18 protein-coding genes are annotated in these 17,672 nt (G+C 68.2%); 13 read left to right on the top strand and 5 right to left on the bottom strand.

The features are described from left to right. Positions 1–94 precede the first annotated feature (94 nt). From fliP to ACOQOP_RS11375, 4 genes are all read right to left on the bottom strand, one after another. Positions 95–844: a flagellar type III secretion system pore protein FliP gene (fliP, locus tag ACOQOP_RS11390; protein WP_420566455.1), complete on the bottom strand. Its 750-nt coding sequence runs from the start codon at positions 842–844 to the stop codon at positions 95–97. Next, positions 841–1,182, bottom strand: coding sequence for a flagellar biosynthetic protein FliO (locus tag ACOQOP_RS11385; protein ID WP_420566454.1), 342 nt, complete (start codon positions 1,180–1,182; stop codon positions 841–843). The genes fliP and ACOQOP_RS11385 overlap by 4 nt, the downstream gene beginning before the upstream one ends. Positions 1,183–1,247: 65 nt before the next feature. Beyond that, positions 1,248–1,577 (bottom strand): hypothetical protein, encoded by a 330-nt coding sequence (locus tag ACOQOP_RS11380; protein WP_420566453.1) that lies wholly within the window; start codon positions 1,575–1,577, stop codon positions 1,248–1,250. Then, complete coding sequence (locus ACOQOP_RS11375) at positions 1,570–1,896, bottom strand: EscU/YscU/HrcU family type III secretion system export apparatus switch protein (RefSeq protein WP_420566452.1); 327 nt, start codon at positions 1,894–1,896, stop codon at positions 1,570–1,572. Before ACOQOP_RS11375 ends, ACOQOP_RS11380 begins: the two co-directional genes overlap by 8 nt. 160 nt (positions 1,897–2,056) lie before the next feature. Between ACOQOP_RS11375 and flgB the strand changes: the two genes are divergently transcribed. The 13 genes from flgB to ACOQOP_RS11310 all read left to right on the top strand — a co-directional run bounded on the left by flgB (position 2,057) and on the right by ACOQOP_RS11310 (position 15,138). Further along, positions 2,057–2,437: a flagellar basal body rod protein FlgB gene (gene flgB, locus ACOQOP_RS11370; protein WP_420566451.1), complete on the top strand. Its 381-nt coding sequence runs from the start codon at positions 2,057–2,059 to the stop codon at positions 2,435–2,437. A 17-nt stretch (positions 2,438–2,454) separates the two neighbouring features. Further along, the gene (gene flgC, locus ACOQOP_RS11365; RefSeq protein WP_420566450.1) at positions 2,455–2,862 is read left to right on the top strand and encodes a flagellar basal body rod protein FlgC; all 408 of its coding nucleotides are present in this window, start codon (positions 2,455–2,457) and stop codon (positions 2,860–2,862) included. 79 nt (positions 2,863–2,941) lie between these two features. Beyond that, positions 2,942–3,235, top strand: coding sequence for a flagellar hook-basal body complex protein FliE (locus ACOQOP_RS11360; RefSeq protein ID WP_420566449.1), 294 nt, complete (start codon positions 2,942–2,944; stop codon positions 3,233–3,235). A gap of 96 nt (positions 3,236–3,331) precedes the next feature. Then, entirely contained in the window at positions 3,332–3,598 is a 267-nt protein-coding gene (fliQ, locus tag ACOQOP_RS11355) for a flagellar biosynthesis protein FliQ (protein ID WP_420566448.1), read from the top strand. A gap of 11 nt (positions 3,599–3,609) precedes the next feature. Further along, on the top strand, positions 3,610–4,377 hold the full coding sequence (gene fliR / locus ACOQOP_RS11350; RefSeq protein ID WP_420566447.1) for a flagellar biosynthetic protein FliR: 768 nt from the start codon (positions 3,610–3,612) through the stop codon (positions 4,375–4,377). A gap of 123 nt (positions 4,378–4,500) precedes the next feature. Further along, positions 4,501–5,574, top strand: a complete 1,074-nt coding sequence (flhB, locus tag ACOQOP_RS11345; protein ID WP_420566446.1) for a flagellar biosynthesis protein FlhB — start codon at positions 4,501–4,503, stop codon at positions 5,572–5,574. A gap of 77 nt (positions 5,575–5,651) precedes the next feature. After that, positions 5,652–7,553, top strand: a complete 1,902-nt coding sequence (locus ACOQOP_RS11340) for a response regulator (RefSeq protein ID WP_420566445.1) — start codon at positions 5,652–5,654, stop codon at positions 7,551–7,553. 186 nt (positions 7,554–7,739) lie between these two features. Continuing rightward, positions 7,740–8,825, top strand: coding sequence for a recombinase RecA (gene recA, locus ACOQOP_RS11335; protein ID WP_420566444.1), 1,086 nt, complete (start codon positions 7,740–7,742; stop codon positions 8,823–8,825). A gap of 223 nt (positions 8,826–9,048) precedes the next feature. Then, positions 9,049–11,727, top strand: a complete 2,679-nt coding sequence (alaS, locus tag ACOQOP_RS11330; RefSeq protein ID WP_420566443.1) for an alanine--tRNA ligase — start codon at positions 9,049–9,051, stop codon at positions 11,725–11,727. A 119-nt stretch (positions 11,728–11,846) separates the two neighbouring features. Beyond that, on the top strand, positions 11,847–12,716 hold the full coding sequence (locus tag ACOQOP_RS11325) for an AAA family ATPase (RefSeq protein WP_420566442.1): 870 nt from the start codon (positions 11,847–11,849) through the stop codon (positions 12,714–12,716). Further along, positions 12,716–13,084 (top strand): hypothetical protein, encoded by a 369-nt coding sequence (locus ACOQOP_RS11320; RefSeq protein ID WP_420566441.1) that lies wholly within the window; start codon positions 12,716–12,718, stop codon positions 13,082–13,084. The genes ACOQOP_RS11325 and ACOQOP_RS11320 overlap by 1 nt, the downstream gene beginning before the upstream one ends. Before the next feature lie 18 nt (positions 13,085–13,102). Next, the gene (locus ACOQOP_RS11315) at positions 13,103–14,281 is read left to right on the top strand and encodes a vWA domain-containing protein (RefSeq protein WP_420566440.1); all 1,179 of its coding nucleotides are present in this window, start codon (positions 13,103–13,105) and stop codon (positions 14,279–14,281) included. Next, positions 14,278–15,138: a C40 family peptidase gene (locus ACOQOP_RS11310; protein WP_420566439.1), complete on the top strand. Its 861-nt coding sequence runs from the start codon at positions 14,278–14,280 to the stop codon at positions 15,136–15,138. Before ACOQOP_RS11315 ends, ACOQOP_RS11310 begins: the two co-directional genes overlap by 4 nt. A gap of 464 nt (positions 15,139–15,602) precedes the next feature. On the opposite strand, the gene ACOQOP_RS11305 is transcribed toward ACOQOP_RS11310, so the two are convergent. Beyond that, entirely contained in the window at positions 15,603–17,666 is a 2,064-nt protein-coding gene (locus ACOQOP_RS11305) for a hydantoinase/oxoprolinase family protein (protein WP_420566438.1), read from the bottom strand. Positions 17,667–17,672 lie beyond the last annotated feature (6 nt).

Below are 17,672 nucleotides of genomic sequence, written 5' to 3'. Positions count from 1 at the left end.
TCCGAGCTGGTTCGGAGCCGCAGCCGCACCTGCCCTGGGCCCCGGCGCGAGGCCGGGGAGACGGGTGGGGCGTTGGTGGGGGGGCGACCCGTCCCTACGTCGCGAAGCTGCGGACCAGGGTGCCGGCGACCATGTACCAGCCGTCGACCAGCACGAAGAAGATCAGCTTGAAGGGCAGCGAGATCGTCACCGGCGGCACCATCATCATGCCCATGGACATCAGCACCGAGGCGATCACCATGTCGATGATCACGAAGGGCAGATAGAGCAGGAAGCCGATCTCGAAGGCGCGGCGCAGCTCGCTGATCATGAAGGCCGGGACCAGCACCTGCAGCGGCGCGTTCAGCCCGGTCTCGGCCGGGCCGACCTCGGCGATGTCCTCGAAGAGCTGCAGGTCCTTCTCGCGCACCTGGGCCAGCATGAAGACCCGGAACGGGGCGGTGGTCTCGCGGAACGCCTCCTCCTCGTCGATCTGCTCCTCGATCAGCGGCCGCACGCCGTTCTGCCAGGCCGTCTGGAAGGTGTCGGCCATGATGAAGGCCGTCATGAACAGCGCCAGGCTGATGGCGACGATGTTCGGCGGCGCCTGCTGGGTACCCAGGGCCGAGCGCAGCAGCGAGAACACCACGATGATGCGGGTGAAGGACGTCACCATCATCAGGATGCCCGGCGCCAGGGACAGCACCGTGACCAGGGCGACGAGCTGGATGATCCGCGCGGTGGTGGACCCGCCGGGCTCGCCCACGTCCAGGGTCAGCGACTGGGCGAGGGCCGGCGCGGCGTAGAGCAGACCGCCGAGGGCGGACAGGACCGACAGATGGACGAGCAGCCGACGCCGGGTCATCGCGCGGTCTCCTCGCCGTCGACATCGCGGGCGCCCCGGGGCGCCGGCAGCGGCGGCGCGGGAAGGGGCGGGGCGGGGATGCCGCTCTCCACGACCATGTCGCTTTCTCCGCCGATCACCAACAGATGCTCCACATCGTCACGCCGCACCAGAACCAGCCGCCGCCGTCCGTCGAGCACGCGGTTCTCGACGATGCGCAGGCGGGGCGTCTTGCCGACATTCATTGCCAGCCCGAAGCGTTCCACCGCGTATCGCCGCACCAGCCAATAGCATATGCCGATCAGCCCAAGAACAAAGCCGAAGGCCAGGATGAAGCGGATGTAGTCGAACAGACCCATGGCGCATTGTCGGCTGCGGCTCGGGCCGTGCCAAGGCTGCAGGGCCGCGGCGCGGCGGGGTGAGATCAGAAGCCACGCCGTCGGCGGTTCTGTCCGGCGCCATAGGCGGCGGCGGCGGCCCGGGCGGAGCGGGCGGGGGACGCCGAATCGCCGCTCTCGCCGCGCTGCTGGATCGCGGCGGCGGCGTCGTCGAGCCGGGCGATGAGCTGTTCCAGGACCGGCAGCAGGGCCTTGGCCTCCGCGGCCGGGCGGGCCAGCACCGCGTCGCAGAGCCGTGAGACCCGCTGCTCCAGCTCGGCGCGGTCGGCGGTGCCAGCCGCCAGATCGTCGATCTGGGCGGCGACGGCGGCGATCTCCGCCTTCAGCTCGGGGGAGGCCGACGGATCGTCAGTCATCGCGTGGCGTGCCCATCTTCAGTTGATCGTTCGCCCGATAGACATAGGTCAGGATCTCCGCGACGGCAGCGAAGGCCTCCAGCGGAATCTCGCAATCGACCTCGACCACCTCGAGGATCTGGGCGAGATCCGGGTCCGTGCGCACCTTCACGTTGTTGTTGAAGGCGAGGTCGAGGATCTTCTCGGCCATCTCGCCATAGCCCTTGGCCACGACGGTCGGCGCCGTGCCGCTGTCGATGTCGTGGCTGAGCGCGATCGCGATCTGCCGCTCCGGCGCCTTGCCGTGCGAACTGGCCGATGGGGGGGATCGCCGTGTCATGGGGTCAGTATACCGATCCCGCCGGCCTCCCGCATCCGGCCCGAGCGATAAAACTGGCACGCGGCTTGCTTATCTCTTCGCGGAACCGAAAGAAGCAGATCCATCGAGATCGCTCAGAAGGGGAAGAGAGATGCAGATGTCGGATATGAGCCTGTTTCGGATGGCTCGTCAGAAGATGGACTGGCTGGGCGACCGCCAGACCGTTCTCGCCCAGAACATCGCCAACGCCGACACCCCGAACTACCGGGCCAAGGATCTGCGGCAGCTCAGCTTCGAGCGCGAGCTGCGCGACATCCAGCCGGTCCGGATGCAGGCGACCAGCGGCACCCACCTCCAGGGCACCGTGCGCAAGCCGGATATCCGGGTCGAGGAACTGCGGGCCCGCGACGTCTACGAGACGAACCCGAACGAGAACGGCATCGCGCTCGAAGAGCAGATGATGAAGGTCTCCGACACCCAGATGAACTACCAGCTCGCCTCGAACATCTATCACAAGAACATGATGATGCTTCGGACGGCCATCGGTCAGACCGGCCGGTAAGCGGAGAGGACGGACCCATGGAACTGATCAACGCCATCAAGATTTCCGCTTCCGGCATGAAGGCCCAGGGCACGCGCCTGCGGGTCGTGGCCGAGAACGTCGCCAACGCCGATTCGATGGGCAACAAGCCGGGCGACGACCCCTATCGCCGCAAGACCATCACCTTCCAGGACCAGCTCGACCGCACCCTCAACGCGGATCTGGTGTCGGTGAAGAAGATCGGCCGCGACATGAGCGATTTCGACCTCGCCTACGAGCCCTACCATCCGCTGGCGGACGAGAACGGCTATGTGAAGAAGCCGAACGTCAACTCGCTGATCGAACTGACCGACATGAAGGAGGCCCAGCGCGGCTACGAGGCCAACCTGAGCGTGATCGACAGCTCCAAGGCGATGATCCAGCGCACCATCGAACTGCTGCGCTGACCGGCGCGGACAAATCCCCGACGGCGCTGTTTCGCCGGACGGACCCATCGCGTAGAATGGCACCCATGGAGGTACCGTCATGGTGACACGTATCGGAGACATCACGCCGCCCGTTCCCGGAGTGGGCGGCGGCGCCGCGGACAAGCCTGTCGCCGGCAAGGACTTCGCCAGCTTCGTCCAGGACGCGGCCGAGACCTCGATCGACACGATGTACAAGGGTGAGACCCTGTCGAAGGCGGGGATCGCCGGCACGGCGGACCTGACCGAAGTCGTGGCCGCCGTGAACGATGCGGAACTGACCCTCCAGACCGTGACCGCTCTGAGGGACAAGCTTGTCTCAGCCTATCAGGAGATCATCCGCATGCCGATCTGAGGTGGCCGCCGCGGCTTGCGCGGCCATCCGGAGCGACAGGGCGGCAGAAAGCGACCCGGCAGGATTTGCCGGGCATTCGGCGTTGGGGGGAAGGAAATGACCGAGGCCGACGCGATCGACGTCTCCCGCGAGGCGGTCCTGGTGCTGCTGACCATGTCCCTGCCGGTCATGCTGATCGCGCTGGCGGTCGGTCTGACCATCGCCCTGTTCCAGGCGCTGACCCAGCTCCAGGAGATGACCCTGGTCTTCGTGCCGAAGATCCTGGTGGTCTTCGCCTCCCTGCTGCTGCTGCTGCCGTTCATGCTGGCCACGATCACCACTTTCTTCGACGGCCTGGCCGACAAGATCATCGGGCTCTCATAGGAGGGCGGCCGGTGCCGCTGCAGGAATACCTCCCGGTCCAGGCCTATGCGCTGATGCTGGTCATCGCCCGGCTGGGGGCGCTCGTGTTCCTGCTGCCGGGCATCGGCGAGTCCTTCGTGTCCACGCGCATCCGCATGATGTTCCTGCTGATGATGGCGCTGGTGGTGTCGCCGGTGGTGATGACCTATCTGCCGGCCGCCCCGCCCACGCTGCCCGAACTCTTTTTGATCGTGTTCATCGAGTTCATGATCGGCACCTTCTTCGGGCTGGTGGGGCGCACCCTGCTGCTGACGATGACCTCGGCCGGCATGATCATCTCGTTCGCCACCGGTCTGTCGAACGCCCAGGTCTTCAACCCGTCCGTCGAGGGCCAGGGCACGTCCATCAGCCTGCTGCTCAGCACCCTGGCGATCATGGTGGTGATGGCGGCCGACCTGCACCACATGCTGATCCTGGCGCTGATCGACAGCTACACCCTGTTTCCGCCCGGCGCGCCGCTGCCGATCGACGACATCTCGCTCGCCTATACCAGGGTGGTGGCGGACTCCTTCGAGATGGCGGTGCAGCTCTCGGCACCCTTCATCCTGTTCTCCCTGATCTTCTTCGTGACCCTGGGCGTGGTCTCCCGGCTGATGCCGCAGCTGCAGATCTTCTTCATCGGTCTGCCGATCCAGATCCTCATGGGCTTCACGATCATCATCGCCATTCTGGGCACGATGGTTGAGGTGTTTCTGAGCTACTATGAGGATGGGATCGCCTCTTATCTCGTTCCCGGCTAGGGCTAGGCACAGCCGCAGGGCGGCTCCGAGCATGTAACTTTGCCCTGTGCTTGACAGTTCCGAGCCTGATCGTTTCCGACCGAAGCGATCGCGCTCCAACCGCGACAAGGCGACGGCGCATCCATGTCGGACCAGGATCAATCCGAAAAGACGGAAGAGCCGACCCCGAAGAAGCTGTCGGAAGCCCGCAACAAGGGCCAGATCGCCACCAGCAAGGAGGTCAACAGCTTCGCCGTGCTGCTGGGGGCGACGCTGGTCATCGGCATCTTCGGTCCGTTCGTCGCCTTGCGGGTCTACAGCCCGCTGGCCGGCATCGTCGAGAAGGCCGGCACCATGCCGATCGACCAGGGTAGTTCCGGCGACATCCTGTTCGACCTCTTCACTTCGGTGCTCATCGCCCTGTCGCCGGTCTTCGCCGTGTTCATGGTGCTCGCCCTGGCCGCGAGCCTGGGCCAGTCGGGCATCCTGTTCACCGCCGAGCCGATCACGCCGAAGTTCGACAAGATCTCGCCGATCAAGGGTTTCAGCCGGCTGTTCTCGCTGCGGTCGATCGTCGAGTTCCTCAAGGGCATCGCCAAGATGGGCGTCGTCGGGACCGTGGCCCTGATCCTGGTGCTACCGGAGCTCGACCGGCTCGAGACCATCGTCCAGATGGACGTGCGCCAGCTCCTGGAGGAGATCCAGACCCTGGTGATGCGCCTGCTGTTCGGGGTCGCCGCGGTGATGGTCGTCATCGCCGTGGCCGACTACATCTACCAGAAATACGAGCACATCAAGCAGCTCAAGATGAGCCGCCAGGAGATCCGCGACGAGCACAAGCAGTCGGAAGGCGACCCCCACGTCAAGGCGCGGCTGCGCCAGATCCGCCACGAGCGGGCGCGCCAGCGCATGATGGCCGCCGTTCCCCAGGCCGACGTGGTCGTGACCAACCCGACCCATTTCGCCGTCGCCCTGAAATACGACACCGCGGTCATGGCGGCCCCGACCGTGGTCGCCAAGGGGGTGGACAACGTGGCGTTCCGGATTCGCGAGGTGGCCGAGGCGAACGGCGTGCCGATCGTGGAGAACCCGCCGCTGGCCCGGGCGCTGTTCGGCGGCGTCGACCTGGACCAGCAGATCCCGGAGGAGCACTATCAGGCGGTGGCGCAGATCATCTCCTACGTCTACCGCCTGAAGGGCAAACGGATGAGCGCCTGAACGGGGCGAATGGCGGATCGACACCGGTCGGAGGGGCGCGGCATGCGGCGGAGGGGACACTGTTTTCAGGCGCGGGATTGACGGGATCGGCCATCTGGCGCGCCTTGACCGGCGGCGCTGCGACCCGGGACAGCGGCGACGGCGGCGCGGGGGGCGAGGAGGTCGCCGGGGAGGCGGTGGAGCGCGGCTGCGTGCGGCTGGGGACGGATGGCCGCTTCCTGGACGCCGATGCCGGCGCGGCCGCGATCCTGGGCGACGGTGCCGCGGCGGGGGAGGGCAAGGCCGTCGCCCGCCTGCGGCTCATGGTGCTCAAGCGCGATCCGGCCGACAGCGAGACCACGGACACCTTCGACCACGAGGGCCGTGCCGTGTCGGTCAGCCTCGTGGCGCTCGCCGACGGCGTGCTGCGGGCCGACCTGTCGGCCCCGCGCAAGCCACCGCCGGTCGCCCAGGAGACCGTGCTCGAGCTGGTGATCGACGCCCTGGAATACGCGCCGATCGGCGCGCTGCGCATGGACGACCAGGGCCGGATCGTCGGCCACAACCGCTTCCTGTCGGACTGGCTCGGGCCCGGCGGCCGCAACGCCATGCTCGGCCTGGAGTTCCTGCCGCTGGTCGCCGAGCACGAGCGCGACCGGGTGCGCCAGGTCATCGCCGATGCCGATCTGAGCGGCGAGCGGACCATCCCGATCGACGTCAATGTCGGCTCCGGCGACCACGAACGGGTCGCCTCCATGTTCGTGCGGCGGCCGCGGGGCAATCCCACCCAGCGGGTGATCTACCTGATCGACGTCAGCGAACAGCGCTCCCTGGAGATGCAGTTCGCCCAGTCGCAGAAGATGCAGGCGGTCGGCCAGCTCGCCGGCGGCGTTGCCCATGACTTCAACAACCTGTTGACGGCGATGACCGGCTATTGCGACCTGCTGCTGCAGCGCCACCGGGCCGGCGACCAGTCCTTCGCCGACGTCATGCAGATCAAGCAGAACGCCAACCGGGCGGCCAACCTGGTGCGCCAGCTCCTGGCCTTCTCGCGCCAGCAGACCCTGATCCCCCGGGTGGTCGACCTGACCGAGATCCTGTCGGACCTGTCGCACCTGTTGCGCCGGCTGATCGGCGAGACGGTGGCCCTGGAACTGGAGCATGGCCGCGACCTGCGCCCGGTGCGGGTGGACCCGGGCCAGCTCGAGCAGGTGATCATCAACCTGGTGGTCAATGCCCGCGACGCCATGCCGGGCGGCGGCCGGATCGCCATGCGGACCGGCCTGACCGAGACCGTTCGGCCGCTGCGCCAGGGCGACGAGGTGATGCCGCCGGGCGAATATGTGATGATCGAGGTGATCGACACCGGCACCGGCATGCCGCCGGAGGTTCAGAAGCGGATCTTCGAGCCGTTCTTCACCACCAAGGACCTGGGCCAGGGCACCGGACTCGGGCTGTCGACCGCTTTCGGCATCATCAAGCAGTTCGGCGGCTACATGTTCGTCGACAGCACGCTCGGCGTCGGTACCACCTTCTCGATCTACCTGCCGGCCTGGACCGGCGCGATGGAGACCAGCGCCGCCGACGGGCCGCGGCGGCTCGACACCGACCTGTCGGGCACCGGCACCGTGCTGCTGGTCGAGGACGAGGATCCGGTGCGCCTGTTCGCCGCCCGGGCCCTGCGCGGCAAGGGCTACACGGTGCTGGAGGCGCGCTCGGGCGAGGCGGCCCTCGACCTGCTGAACGGCGAGAACCCGCAGGTCGACCTGATGGTCACCGACGTCATGATGCCGGGGATCGACGGGCCGACCCTGATCCGCGAGGTGCGCAAGGACCGGCCGAGCCTGCCGGTGGTCTGCATCTCCGGTTACTCGGAGGACGCGCTGCGCCAGCGGATCGCCGATGCCGAATCGGTGGCGTTCCTGCCGAAGCCGTTCTCCCTGAAGCAGCTCGCCCAGGCGGTGAAATACGCCTCGCAGCCGGTCGATCCCGGATCTTGAGGGCCCGATCCGGCGGAAACGCTAGATCTGGATGAGAACAAAAGAAGAAAATTCACTTGTGAATGAGAACAAAGTGAGTACAATCCCTCCTCAGTGATCTTTCACCCCGCATCGGCCCCGACGGAACTCTCAACGGCGCCACGCCCGTTGCCCCGCACCCGACGCGCACGATAGAAGGAGGCGGATATGAGCGCTGCACTCAAGCTTGTTGAGAAGGACGGCATGGACAAGTCGAAAGCGTTGGAAGCCGCCCTCGGTCAGATCGAGCGGGCGTTCGGCAAGGGCTCGGTCATGAAGCTCGGCCAGCGCGAGACCGGGATCGAGATCGAGGCGGTGTCGACCGGCTCGCTCGGGCTGGATATCGGCCTCGGCATCGGCGGCCTGCCGCGCGGCCGCATCGTGGAGATCTACGGTCCGGAAAGCTCGGGCAAGACGACGCTGGCGCTGCATGTGGTCGCCGAGGCCCAGAAGACCGGCGGCACCTGCGCCTTCGTCGATGCGGAGCATGCGCTGGACCCGGTCTATGCCCGCAAGCTGGGCGTGGACGTGGACGAGCTGCTGATCTCCCAGCCGGATGCCGGCGAGCAGGCGCTGGAGATCGCCGACACGCTGGTGCGCTCCGGCGCGATCGACGTGCTGGTGGTCGACTCCGTCGCCGCCCTGGTGCCCCGGGCCGAGCTTGAGGGCGAGATGGGCGACACCCATGTCGGCCTCCAGGCCCGGCTGATGAGCCAGGCGCTGCGCAAGCTGACCGGCTCGATCTCCAAGTCGCGCTGCATGGTGATCTTCATCAACCAGATCCGCCAGAAGATCGGCGTGATGTTCGGCAACCCGGAGACCACCACCGGCGGCAACGCGCTGAAGTTCTACGCTTCGGTGCGCCTCGACATCCGCCGCATCGGCGCGATCAAGGACCGCGACGAGGTGGTCGGCAACCAGACCCGGGTCAAGGTGGTGAAGAACAAGCTGGCCCCGCCGTTCCGGGTCATCGAGTTCGACATCATGTACGGCGAGGGCGTGTCCAAGCTGGGCGAGCTGCTCGATCTCGGCACCAATGCCGGCATCGTCGAGAAGTCGGGTGCCTGGTTCTCCTGCGACGGCCAGCGCATCGGCCAGGGCCGCGAGAACGCCAAGCAGTTCCTGAAGGCCAATCCGGACATCGCCGCGGGCATCGAGCGGCGCATCCGCGAGAATGCCGGCCTGGTGGCCGAGGCCATGCTGGTCGGCGACCCGGAGAGCGGGCCCGAGGACGCCGCGGGCGACGACTCCTGACCGACCTCCGGGAAGCGGCCGCCTGTCGGCCGCTTCCGTCCTGACGGCGGGAGCATCTTCCGCCCGGCGGCCTCCCGCTGCGGATTGTGGGGCTGCGACCTGAGCGGTCCGGCGGCCATCCGCTGGACAGGGCCGGGTGGCCTCGATAAAACCGGGGACTTTTGACGGGGACATTGCCGCGCGTGGGGCGTGGCGGTGACCCCACGTCGCCGGAGACAGGGCCATGGCCACGACGAACGACATCCGCCGCGCTTTCCTCGACTATTTCTCGGCCCGCGGCCATGCAGAGGTCGCTTCCAGTCCGCTGGTGCCGCGCAACGATCCGACGTTGATGTTCACCAACGCCGGCATGGTGCAGTTCAAGAACGTCTTCACCGGCCAGGAGACCCGCGATTACAACCGGGCCGTCACCTCACAGAAATGCGTGCGCGCCGGCGGCAAGCACAACGACCTGGACAATGTCGGCTATACCGCCCGCCACCACACCTTCTTCGAGATGCTCGGGAACTTCTCCTTCGGCGACTATTTCAAGGCCGAGGCGATCGAGTTCGCCTGGACGCTGATCACCGGCGAGTTCGGCCTGCCCAAGGACAAGCTGCTGGCCACGGTCTATGCCGAGGACGACGAGGCCGCCGCCCTGTGGAAGAAGATCGCCGGCCTGCCGGAGGAGCGGATCATCCGGATCCCGACCTCCGACAACTTCTGGGCCATGGGCGATACCGGTCCCTGCGGTCCTTGCTCGGAGATCTTCTTCGACCACGGCCCGTCCATTCCCGGCGGCCCTCCGGGCAGCCCGGACGAGGACGGCGACCGGTTCATCGAGATCTGGAACCTCGTGTTCATGCAGTACGAGCAGGTCACGCCGGACGAGCGGGTCGACCTGCCGCGGCCGTCGATCGATACCGGCATGGGCCTGGAGCGCATCGCCGCCGTGCTGCAGGGCAAGCACGACAATTACGACATCGACACCATGCGCCGGATCATCGAGGCCTCGGCCGAGGCGGCCGGCGTGGCGGCGGACGGCGAGTTCAAGGTCTCCCACCGGGTGGTCGCCGACCACCTGCGGGCCAGCACCTTCCTGATCGCCGACGGCGTGCTGCCGTCGAATGAAGGCCGCGGCTATGTGCTGCGCCGGATCATGCGCCGGGCCATGCGCCATGCCCATATCATGGGCTGCACCGAGCCGCTGCTGCACCGGCTGGTGCCGACCCTGGTGCGCGAGATGGGCGAGGCCTTCCCGGAGCTGGGCCGCGCCCAGGCACTGGCGACCGAGACCCTGAAGCTGGAGGAGACCCGGTTCAAGGAAACCCTGGACCGCGGTCTGCGCATCCTGTCCGACGAGACCGGCAAGCTCGGCGCGGGCCAGGCGCTGGACGGCGAGGTTGCCTTCAAGCTCTACGACACCTACGGCTTCCCGGTCGACCTGACCGCCGACATCCTGCGCGGCCAGGGTCGGGCACTCGACCAGGCCGGCTTCGACGCCGCCATGGAGCGCCAGCGCGCCGCCGCTCGCAAGTCGTGGTCCGGCTCGGGTGAGGCGGCGACCGACCGCACCTGGTTCGAGGTCCGCGACGCCGTCGGCGCCACCGAATTCCTGGGCTACGACACGACCTCGGCCGAGGGCGTGATCCGTTCCCTGATCGTCGACGGGAAGGTTACGGATACCGTTGAGAAATGGACTTCCTCGCCCGGCACAGAGGTCCTGGTTGTCGTCAACCAGACCCCGTTCTACGGCGAGAGCGGTGGCCAAATGGGTGATACCGGTATTATCCGCACTGCCTCCGGAGCCAAACTGACAGTGACGGACACCCAGAAGAAGCTAGGGGATGTCTTCGTTCACGTCACAAAGTTCGAGGGAGAAGAGCTGAAGGTCGGCGAGCCGGTCGAGCTGCTGGTCGATGCCGACCGCCGCGACCGTCTGCGGGCCAACCACTCCGCCACCCACCTGCTGCACGAGGCGCTGCGCCGCCGGCTCGGCGACCATGTCGCCCAGAAGGGCTCGCTGGTGGCACCCGAGCGGCTGCGCTTCGACTTCAGCCAGCCCACGGCGATCGCGCGCGAGGACCTGGCCTGGGTCGAGGGCGAGGTGAACCGCCGGGTGCGCCAGAACTCCGCCGTCACCACCCGCCTTATGACTCCCGACGCCGCCATCGCGGAAGGGGCCATGGCCCTGTTCGGCGAGAAATACGGCGACGAGGTCCGGGTCGTCTCCATGGGCGGCGACATCGAGGCGGGCGGCAAGTCCGCCTGGTCGGTGGAACTCTGCGGCGGCACCCATGTGGTCCGCACCGGCGATATCGGCCTGGTGAAGATCGTCTCCGAGGGGGCGGTCGCCGCCGGCGTGCGCCGGGTGGAGGCGGTCACCGGCATCGGCGCGCTGGATTGGCTGAACGCGCGGGAGACCGTGCTCGCCGAGGCCTCGGCCGAGCTGAAGACCACGCCGGAGGACCTGCCCGCCCGCGTCCACGCGCTGATCGAGGAGCGCCGCCGGCTCGAGCGCGAGCTGGTGGAGACCCGCAAGAAGCTGGCCTCGGGCGGGTCCGGCGGCGGGGCGACCAAGACCGTCTCCGGCATCACCTTCGCCGGCCGGTCGCTGGACGGCGTGCCCGCGCGAGAGCTGAAGGGCGTGGCCGACGGGCTGAAGCAGGAGATCGGCTCCGGTGTCGTCGCGGTGGTCAGCAATGACGACGGCAAGGCCTCCCTGGTGGTCGGCGTGACCGAGGACCTGATCGGCCGGTTCAGCGCCGTCGACCTGGTCCGCGCCGGCTCCGAGGCGCTGGGCGGCAAGGGCGGCGGCGGCCGTCCCGACATGGCCCAGGCCGGCGGCCCCGACGGCACGGCCGGCGAGAAGGCGCTGGCTGCCATCGAAGCGGCCTTGGCCTCCGCCCCCGCCGCCGCGTAAGGTCTGACCCTGTGACGAAGCCGGGCCTGCCCCGGTTTCGTCGCAGTTTCGACCCACGGTACATCCCCGTGACGATCAGGCGCACAACCCACCGGCTTCCGGCCGACTGGCGAGGTGAGATGAACGATATGCAGCAAGCCACCCGCTTCGAGGGCAGCGACAGCTACGTCGCCACCGCCGACCTGCGCGTGGCCGTGAACGCCGCCGTGCAGCTTGCCCGCCCGCTGCTGGTCAAGGGCGAGCCCGGCACCGGCAAGACGGTCCTGGCCCGCGAGGTGGCCGACGCCCTGGGCATGCCGCTGATCGAGTGGCACGTGAAGTCGACCACCAAGGCGCAACACGGGCTCTACGAATACGACGCGGTCGCCCGCCTGCGCGACGGCCAGCTCGGCGACGAGCGGGTGCAGGACATCTCCAACTACATCCGCCGCGGCAAGCTGTGGGAGGCGTTCACCGCGCCGGAACAGGCGGTGCTGCTGATCGACGAGATCGACAAGGCGGATATCGAGTTCCCGAACGACCTGCTGCTGGAACTCGACCGCATGGAGTTCCATGTCTACGAGACCGGCGAGACGGTGAAGGCGGAGCACCGCCCGATCGTCATCATCACCTCGAACAACGAGAAGGAGCTGCCGGACGCCTTCCTGCGCCGCTGCTTCTTCCACTACATCCGCTTCCCCGATCCGGAGACCATGGCGGCGATCGTGGAAGTGCATTTCCCCAAGCTGAAGCAGGAGATGCTGCGCGCCGCGCTGAACGCGTTCTTCGAGATCCGCGAGGTGCCGGGGCTGAAGAAGAAGCCGTCCACCTCGGAACTGCTGGACTGGCTGAAGCTGCTGCTGATCGAGGACATTCCGCCCGAGGCGCTGAAGGTCACCGACAAGAAGGACCTGATCCCGCCGCTCTACGGCGCGCTGCTGAAGAACGAGCAGGACGTCCATCTGTTCGAACGCCTGGCCTTCCTGGCCCGGCGCGAGGGGAGGGCCTGATGCGTACCCTGATCCTGGCCGCCGCCCTGGCGCTCGCCGCCACGCCCGCCGCCGCCGGCAAGCTGCTGGAGGCGGCCCCCGAGGCGATGCGGAATTATGCCGAGCAGGCCGGCTATATCCTCAGCTCCATCGCCGTCTGCGGCGGCGACGCGGAGGAGGAGGCGTATTTCCGCTCCATCGCCCGCGACAACTTGGTCCAGCTCGGCGCTGATGACGAGGATCTGGGCTTCCTGGAGTTCAACATGGAAGCCGCCGCCAAAGCCGCCAGGCCGCGCAAGCGGGACTGCGGCGAGGACGGAGCGGTGCCCGTCGCCTCCGACCTGTTCCTGCACAAGAATCTCATCGAGAAGGCGCTGAAGGGCGGCTGAGCCCGGCAGGGAGAGGTCATGTTCACCCGCTTCTTCACCGAGCTGCGCGACGCCAAGCTGCCGGTCTCGATCACCGAGTACCTGACCTTGCTGCGGGCGGTGCGCGACGGGGTGGCCGGCGGGTCGGTGGACGATTTCTACTATCTCTCCCGCGCCACCCTGGTGAAGGACGAACGCCACCTGGACCGGTTCGACCGGGTGTTCGGCCATGTCTTCCAGGGCATGGAGGCGCTGGACGAGCTGTTCGGGGCGGAGATCCCCGACGAGTGGCTGCAGAAGCTGGCCGAGCTGAACCTCACCGACGAGGAGAAGCGCCAGATCGAGGCCATGGGCGGCTGGGACAAACTGATGGAGACCCTGCGCCAGCGCCTGGAGGAACAGAAGGGCCGGCACCAGGGCGGCAGCAAATGGGTCGGCACGGCCGGCACCTCGCCCTATGGCGCCTATGGCTACAATCCGGAAGGCGTGCGCATCGGCCAGGACGGCAACCGGAACTTCCGCGCGGTCAAGGTCTGGGACAAGCGCGAGTTCCGCAATCTCGACGACAGCGTGGAGATCGGCACCCGCAACCTGAAGGTGGCGCTCCGCAAGCTGCGCCGCTTCGCCCGCCAGGGACGGCCCGACGAGCTCGACCTGGACGGCACGATCCGCCAGACCGCGAAGAACGGCGGCTGGCTCGACCTGCAGATGCGGGCCGAGCGGCAGAACGTGGTCAACGTCATCCTGTTCTTCGATGTCGGCGGCTCGATGGACCCCTATGTGAAGGTCTGCGAGGAGCTGTTCTCCGCCGCCCGCAGCGAGTTCAAGCACCTCGAATTCTTCTACTTCCACAACTGCCCCTATGAGCGGCTGTGGAAGGACAACCGGCGCCGCCATGTGGAGCGGATCGACACTGCCGAGGTGTTGCGGACCTACGGGCCGGAATACAAGGCGGTGTTCATCGGCGACGCCTCCATGAGCCCCTACGAGATCGCGGTGGCCGGCGGCAGCGTGGAGCACATGAACCCGGAACCCGGCGGGGTCTGGATCAAGCGGATGACCGAGCATTTCCACCGCTCGGTCTGGCTGAACCCGGTGCAGGAGCGGTTCTGGCAGTACACTCAGTCGGTCGCCATGGTGAAGGAACTGCTGGAGGACCGGATGTACCCGCTGTCCCTGGACGGGCTCGACCGGGCGATCAAGGAGCTGAATTCGTGAGCGTGGCGGAGACCGAACGGCTGGACCCGCGGGTCAACGCCTACCGCACGGATCTGGCCGATGCGCGGCTGGAGGGCCGGGTGGATGCCGCCCGGTTCGTGGCGGGCGAGCCGGCGCGGGTTGCGACCGGCACCGCGTCGATGCGCGAGGCGCCGTTCGCGGAGGCGCGCCAGGGCTCCGAACTGCTGTATGGCGAGCGGGTCGCGGTGTTCGAGCGCCGGCAGGGTTGGGCCTGGGTCCGCAACGAGACCGACGGCTATGTCGGTTATGTGCGCGAGGAATGCCTGGGCGCGGCGGAGACAGTGGCGCCGAGTCACCGGGTGGTCGCCCTGCGCAGCTATCTGTTCGACGCGCCGGACCTGAAGACGATCCCGCGTGCGGTGGTCCATCTGACCTGCCAGGTGACGGTGACCGACCGGCACGGCGACTGGGCCCGGGTGGCCGATGACGGCTGGCTCTGGGCGATGCATCTGGCACCGCTCGGCGAGGTGGAACGCGACCCGGTGGCGGTGGCGCGCCGGTTCATGGGCGCGCCCTACGCCTGGGGCGGGCGGTCGACCACGGGGCTCGACTGTTCGGCGCTAGTGCAGTTGTCGCTGGCGGCTTGCGGAATCGACTGTCCGCGCGACAGCGACATGCAGGAGGGCTCTGTCGGCACCGTTGTGCCGTCGCTGGACGAGGCGCGGCCGGGGGATCTGTTCTACTGGCCGGGACACGTGGCCTTCCTGGTCGAGGGCGACCGGATTCTCCACGCCAACGGCCACCACATGGCCGTGGCCGAGGAACCGCATGACGCCTTCCGGGCACGGAACATGGCGAAGATCGGGGATGTGAGGACGGTGCGGCGGATCGGATAATCCGCGGCGGCCCTAACCAAACCTCTCCCGTCGTCCCGGACCTGATCCGGGACCAAGCCGCCGGCGCCGGTGCACCGCAGATCCTGACGTGCGTCAGGATGACGGCAGGGAGTGGGAGGTGTTGCGTTCATCCCCCTATGCCGTCATCCCGGATGGCCCCGGACGCTGCCGGGATGAGGGGGTGGGGCGTGGGAAGAGCGGCTGGTTGCCCAAACCGTCGTCCCGGACCTGATCCGGGACCGAGCTCCAGGCGCCCGTGCACCGCAGATCCTGATTTGCATCAGGATGACGGGAGGGACTGGGAGATGTTGCATTCATCCCCCCGAAGCCGTCATCCCGGACGGCCCCGGACGCGCTCCGGGGACGGGCCGGGACCCAGCTTGCCGGCATGGAGCACGGTCCCGGGCAGCGCCCGGATCGGGTCCGGTCGCTCCCGGGATGACGGGGAAGGTAAGGGCGGAGGCCTATGCCCCCACCCTGATGTCCAGCCACCGCCGCGGCGTGCAGGTCGCCACGTCCCCGGCGCGCAGCAGCACCGTTGTCGTGCTCGCCTCCACGATTGCCGGACCGGCCACCTCCTGGCCCGGGGCCAGGGCGTCGAAGCCGTAGATCGGCGCGTCGACCCAGCCGTCGAGATAGACCGGCCGCATCCCCGTCGGCTCGGCCGGCGCCCTCGCCTGGGCTTCCGGCTCCTGCGGCGGGGCGGGGAGTTGGCCGATGGCTGCCACCTTGGCGTTCACCAACACCGGCGCGCGGTCCGGCAGGCTGTAGGTGTAGAGCGCCTCGTGCCGCGCCTCGAACATCGCCTTCAGCCGGTCCAGCACGTCCGGCGAGTCCAGGTCCAGGTCGTCCAGCGGCACGTCGATCTCGTAGACCTGCTCGCCATAGCGCATGTCGGCCGAGCGGGAGGTGGTCACCGCGCCGTCGAACCAGGAGGCGAGGTATTTGCGGCCTTCTTCCTCCATGCCCTTGAACAGGGCGCGCACCGCGTCGGCCTGAAGCCCCTCGGTATCGCCGATATGGGTGCGGATGGTCTCGTAGCGCAGGTCGGTGGTTAGCATGCCCCAGGCCGACAGCACCGAGGCGACCCGCGGTACGATCACGCGCTGCAGGTCGAGCATCCGCGCAAGGCCGGTGACATGCAGGCCGGCCGCCCCGCCGAAACCGAACAGGGCGAAGCGGCGCGGATCCACGCCCCGGCGCACGGTGGCGAGACGGATGCCTTCCGCCATCTGGGTGTTCACCACCCGATGCACGCCGGCAGCCGCTTCCACCATCGACACGCCGAGCTTCTCTCCGAGCCGGGCCAGGGCTGCCTCCGCGCCGGTGCGGTCGAGCTTGTCCGTACCGCCGAGGAAGCCCGACGGGTCGAGATAGCCCAGCACCACGTTGCTGTCGGTCACCGTCGGCTCGGTGCCGCCCCGGCCGTAGCAGACCGGGCCGGGCACGGCGCCGGCGCTGTGCGGGCCGACCTGGAGCAGGCCGGCGCCGTCGACCCGGGCGATGGAGCCGCCGCCGGAGCCGAGCGTGACGATGTCCAGGCTGGGCAGGGCGATGCGCTCGCCGGCGATGGCACGGTCGGAGGCCAGCGCGATCTCGCCGCCGTCGACCAGGGAGATGTCGGAGGACGTGCCGCCCATGTCGAACGGGATCAGGTTCTCCACCCCTGTCAGCTCCGCCGCGTGGCGTGCCCCGGCGAGACCGCCGGCCGGGCCGGACAGCACGGTGGCGACGGCCGACCGGATCGCCTCGGCGATCGGGGCGACGCCGCCATGGGACAGCACGATCAGGGTGGCGTTCCGGTAGCCGGCCTCGTCCAGCCGGGTTTCAAGCCGTCGCAGGTAGCGCTGCAGTGCCGGGCCGACATAGCCGTTCACCACCGTGGTGGAGACCCGCTCGTACTCCTTGATCTGCGGCAGCACGTCGGCCGACACGCAGACATAGGCGTCGGGCAGGGCGGCGCGGATCGCCTCGGCGGTCGCCCGCTCATGGGCGTCGTTGGCATAGCTGTGCAGGTAGCAGACCGCGACCGACTCGACCTTCTCCGCCTTCAGCGTCTCGATGGCGGCGGCGAGCGACGCCCGGTCCAGCGGCGTCTCGACCGAGCCGTCATGGCGCATGCGCTCCTTCACACCGAGGCGCAGGTGGCGCGGCACCAGGACCTCCTGGCGGGGCAGGCGCAGGTTGTAGCGGTCGGGCTTCAGCCCCTCGCGCATCTCCAGCACGTCGCGGTGCCCCTCGGTGGTCAGCAGGGCGAGCTTGGCTCCCTTGCGCTCCAGCAGGGCGTTGGTGGCGACGGTCATGCCGTGGACGATGCGCTCGGTCTTGGCCAGCAGGTCGGCGCGCGACCGGCCGAGCATCCCGGCCAGCTTCTCCAGCCCGTTCAGCAGGCCGATGGACTGGTCCTCCGGCGTGGACGGGGTCTTGGCGAAGGTGACGGTGCCGGCATCGTCGACCGCGACGAGGTCGGTGAAGGTGCCGCCGATATCGATGCCGATGCGATAGGTCATGGTGTCCTGAGTGTTCATGTCGGT

This window comes from Thalassobaculum sp. (assembly GCF_965223715.1).
In the GTDB taxonomy this organism is placed as follows: Bacteria; Pseudomonadota; Alphaproteobacteria; order Thalassobaculales; family Thalassobaculaceae; genus Thalassobaculum.
The sequence above is the reverse complement of the archived record's forward strand: the minus strand, read 5'-3'. Positions and strand labels throughout refer to the sequence as shown.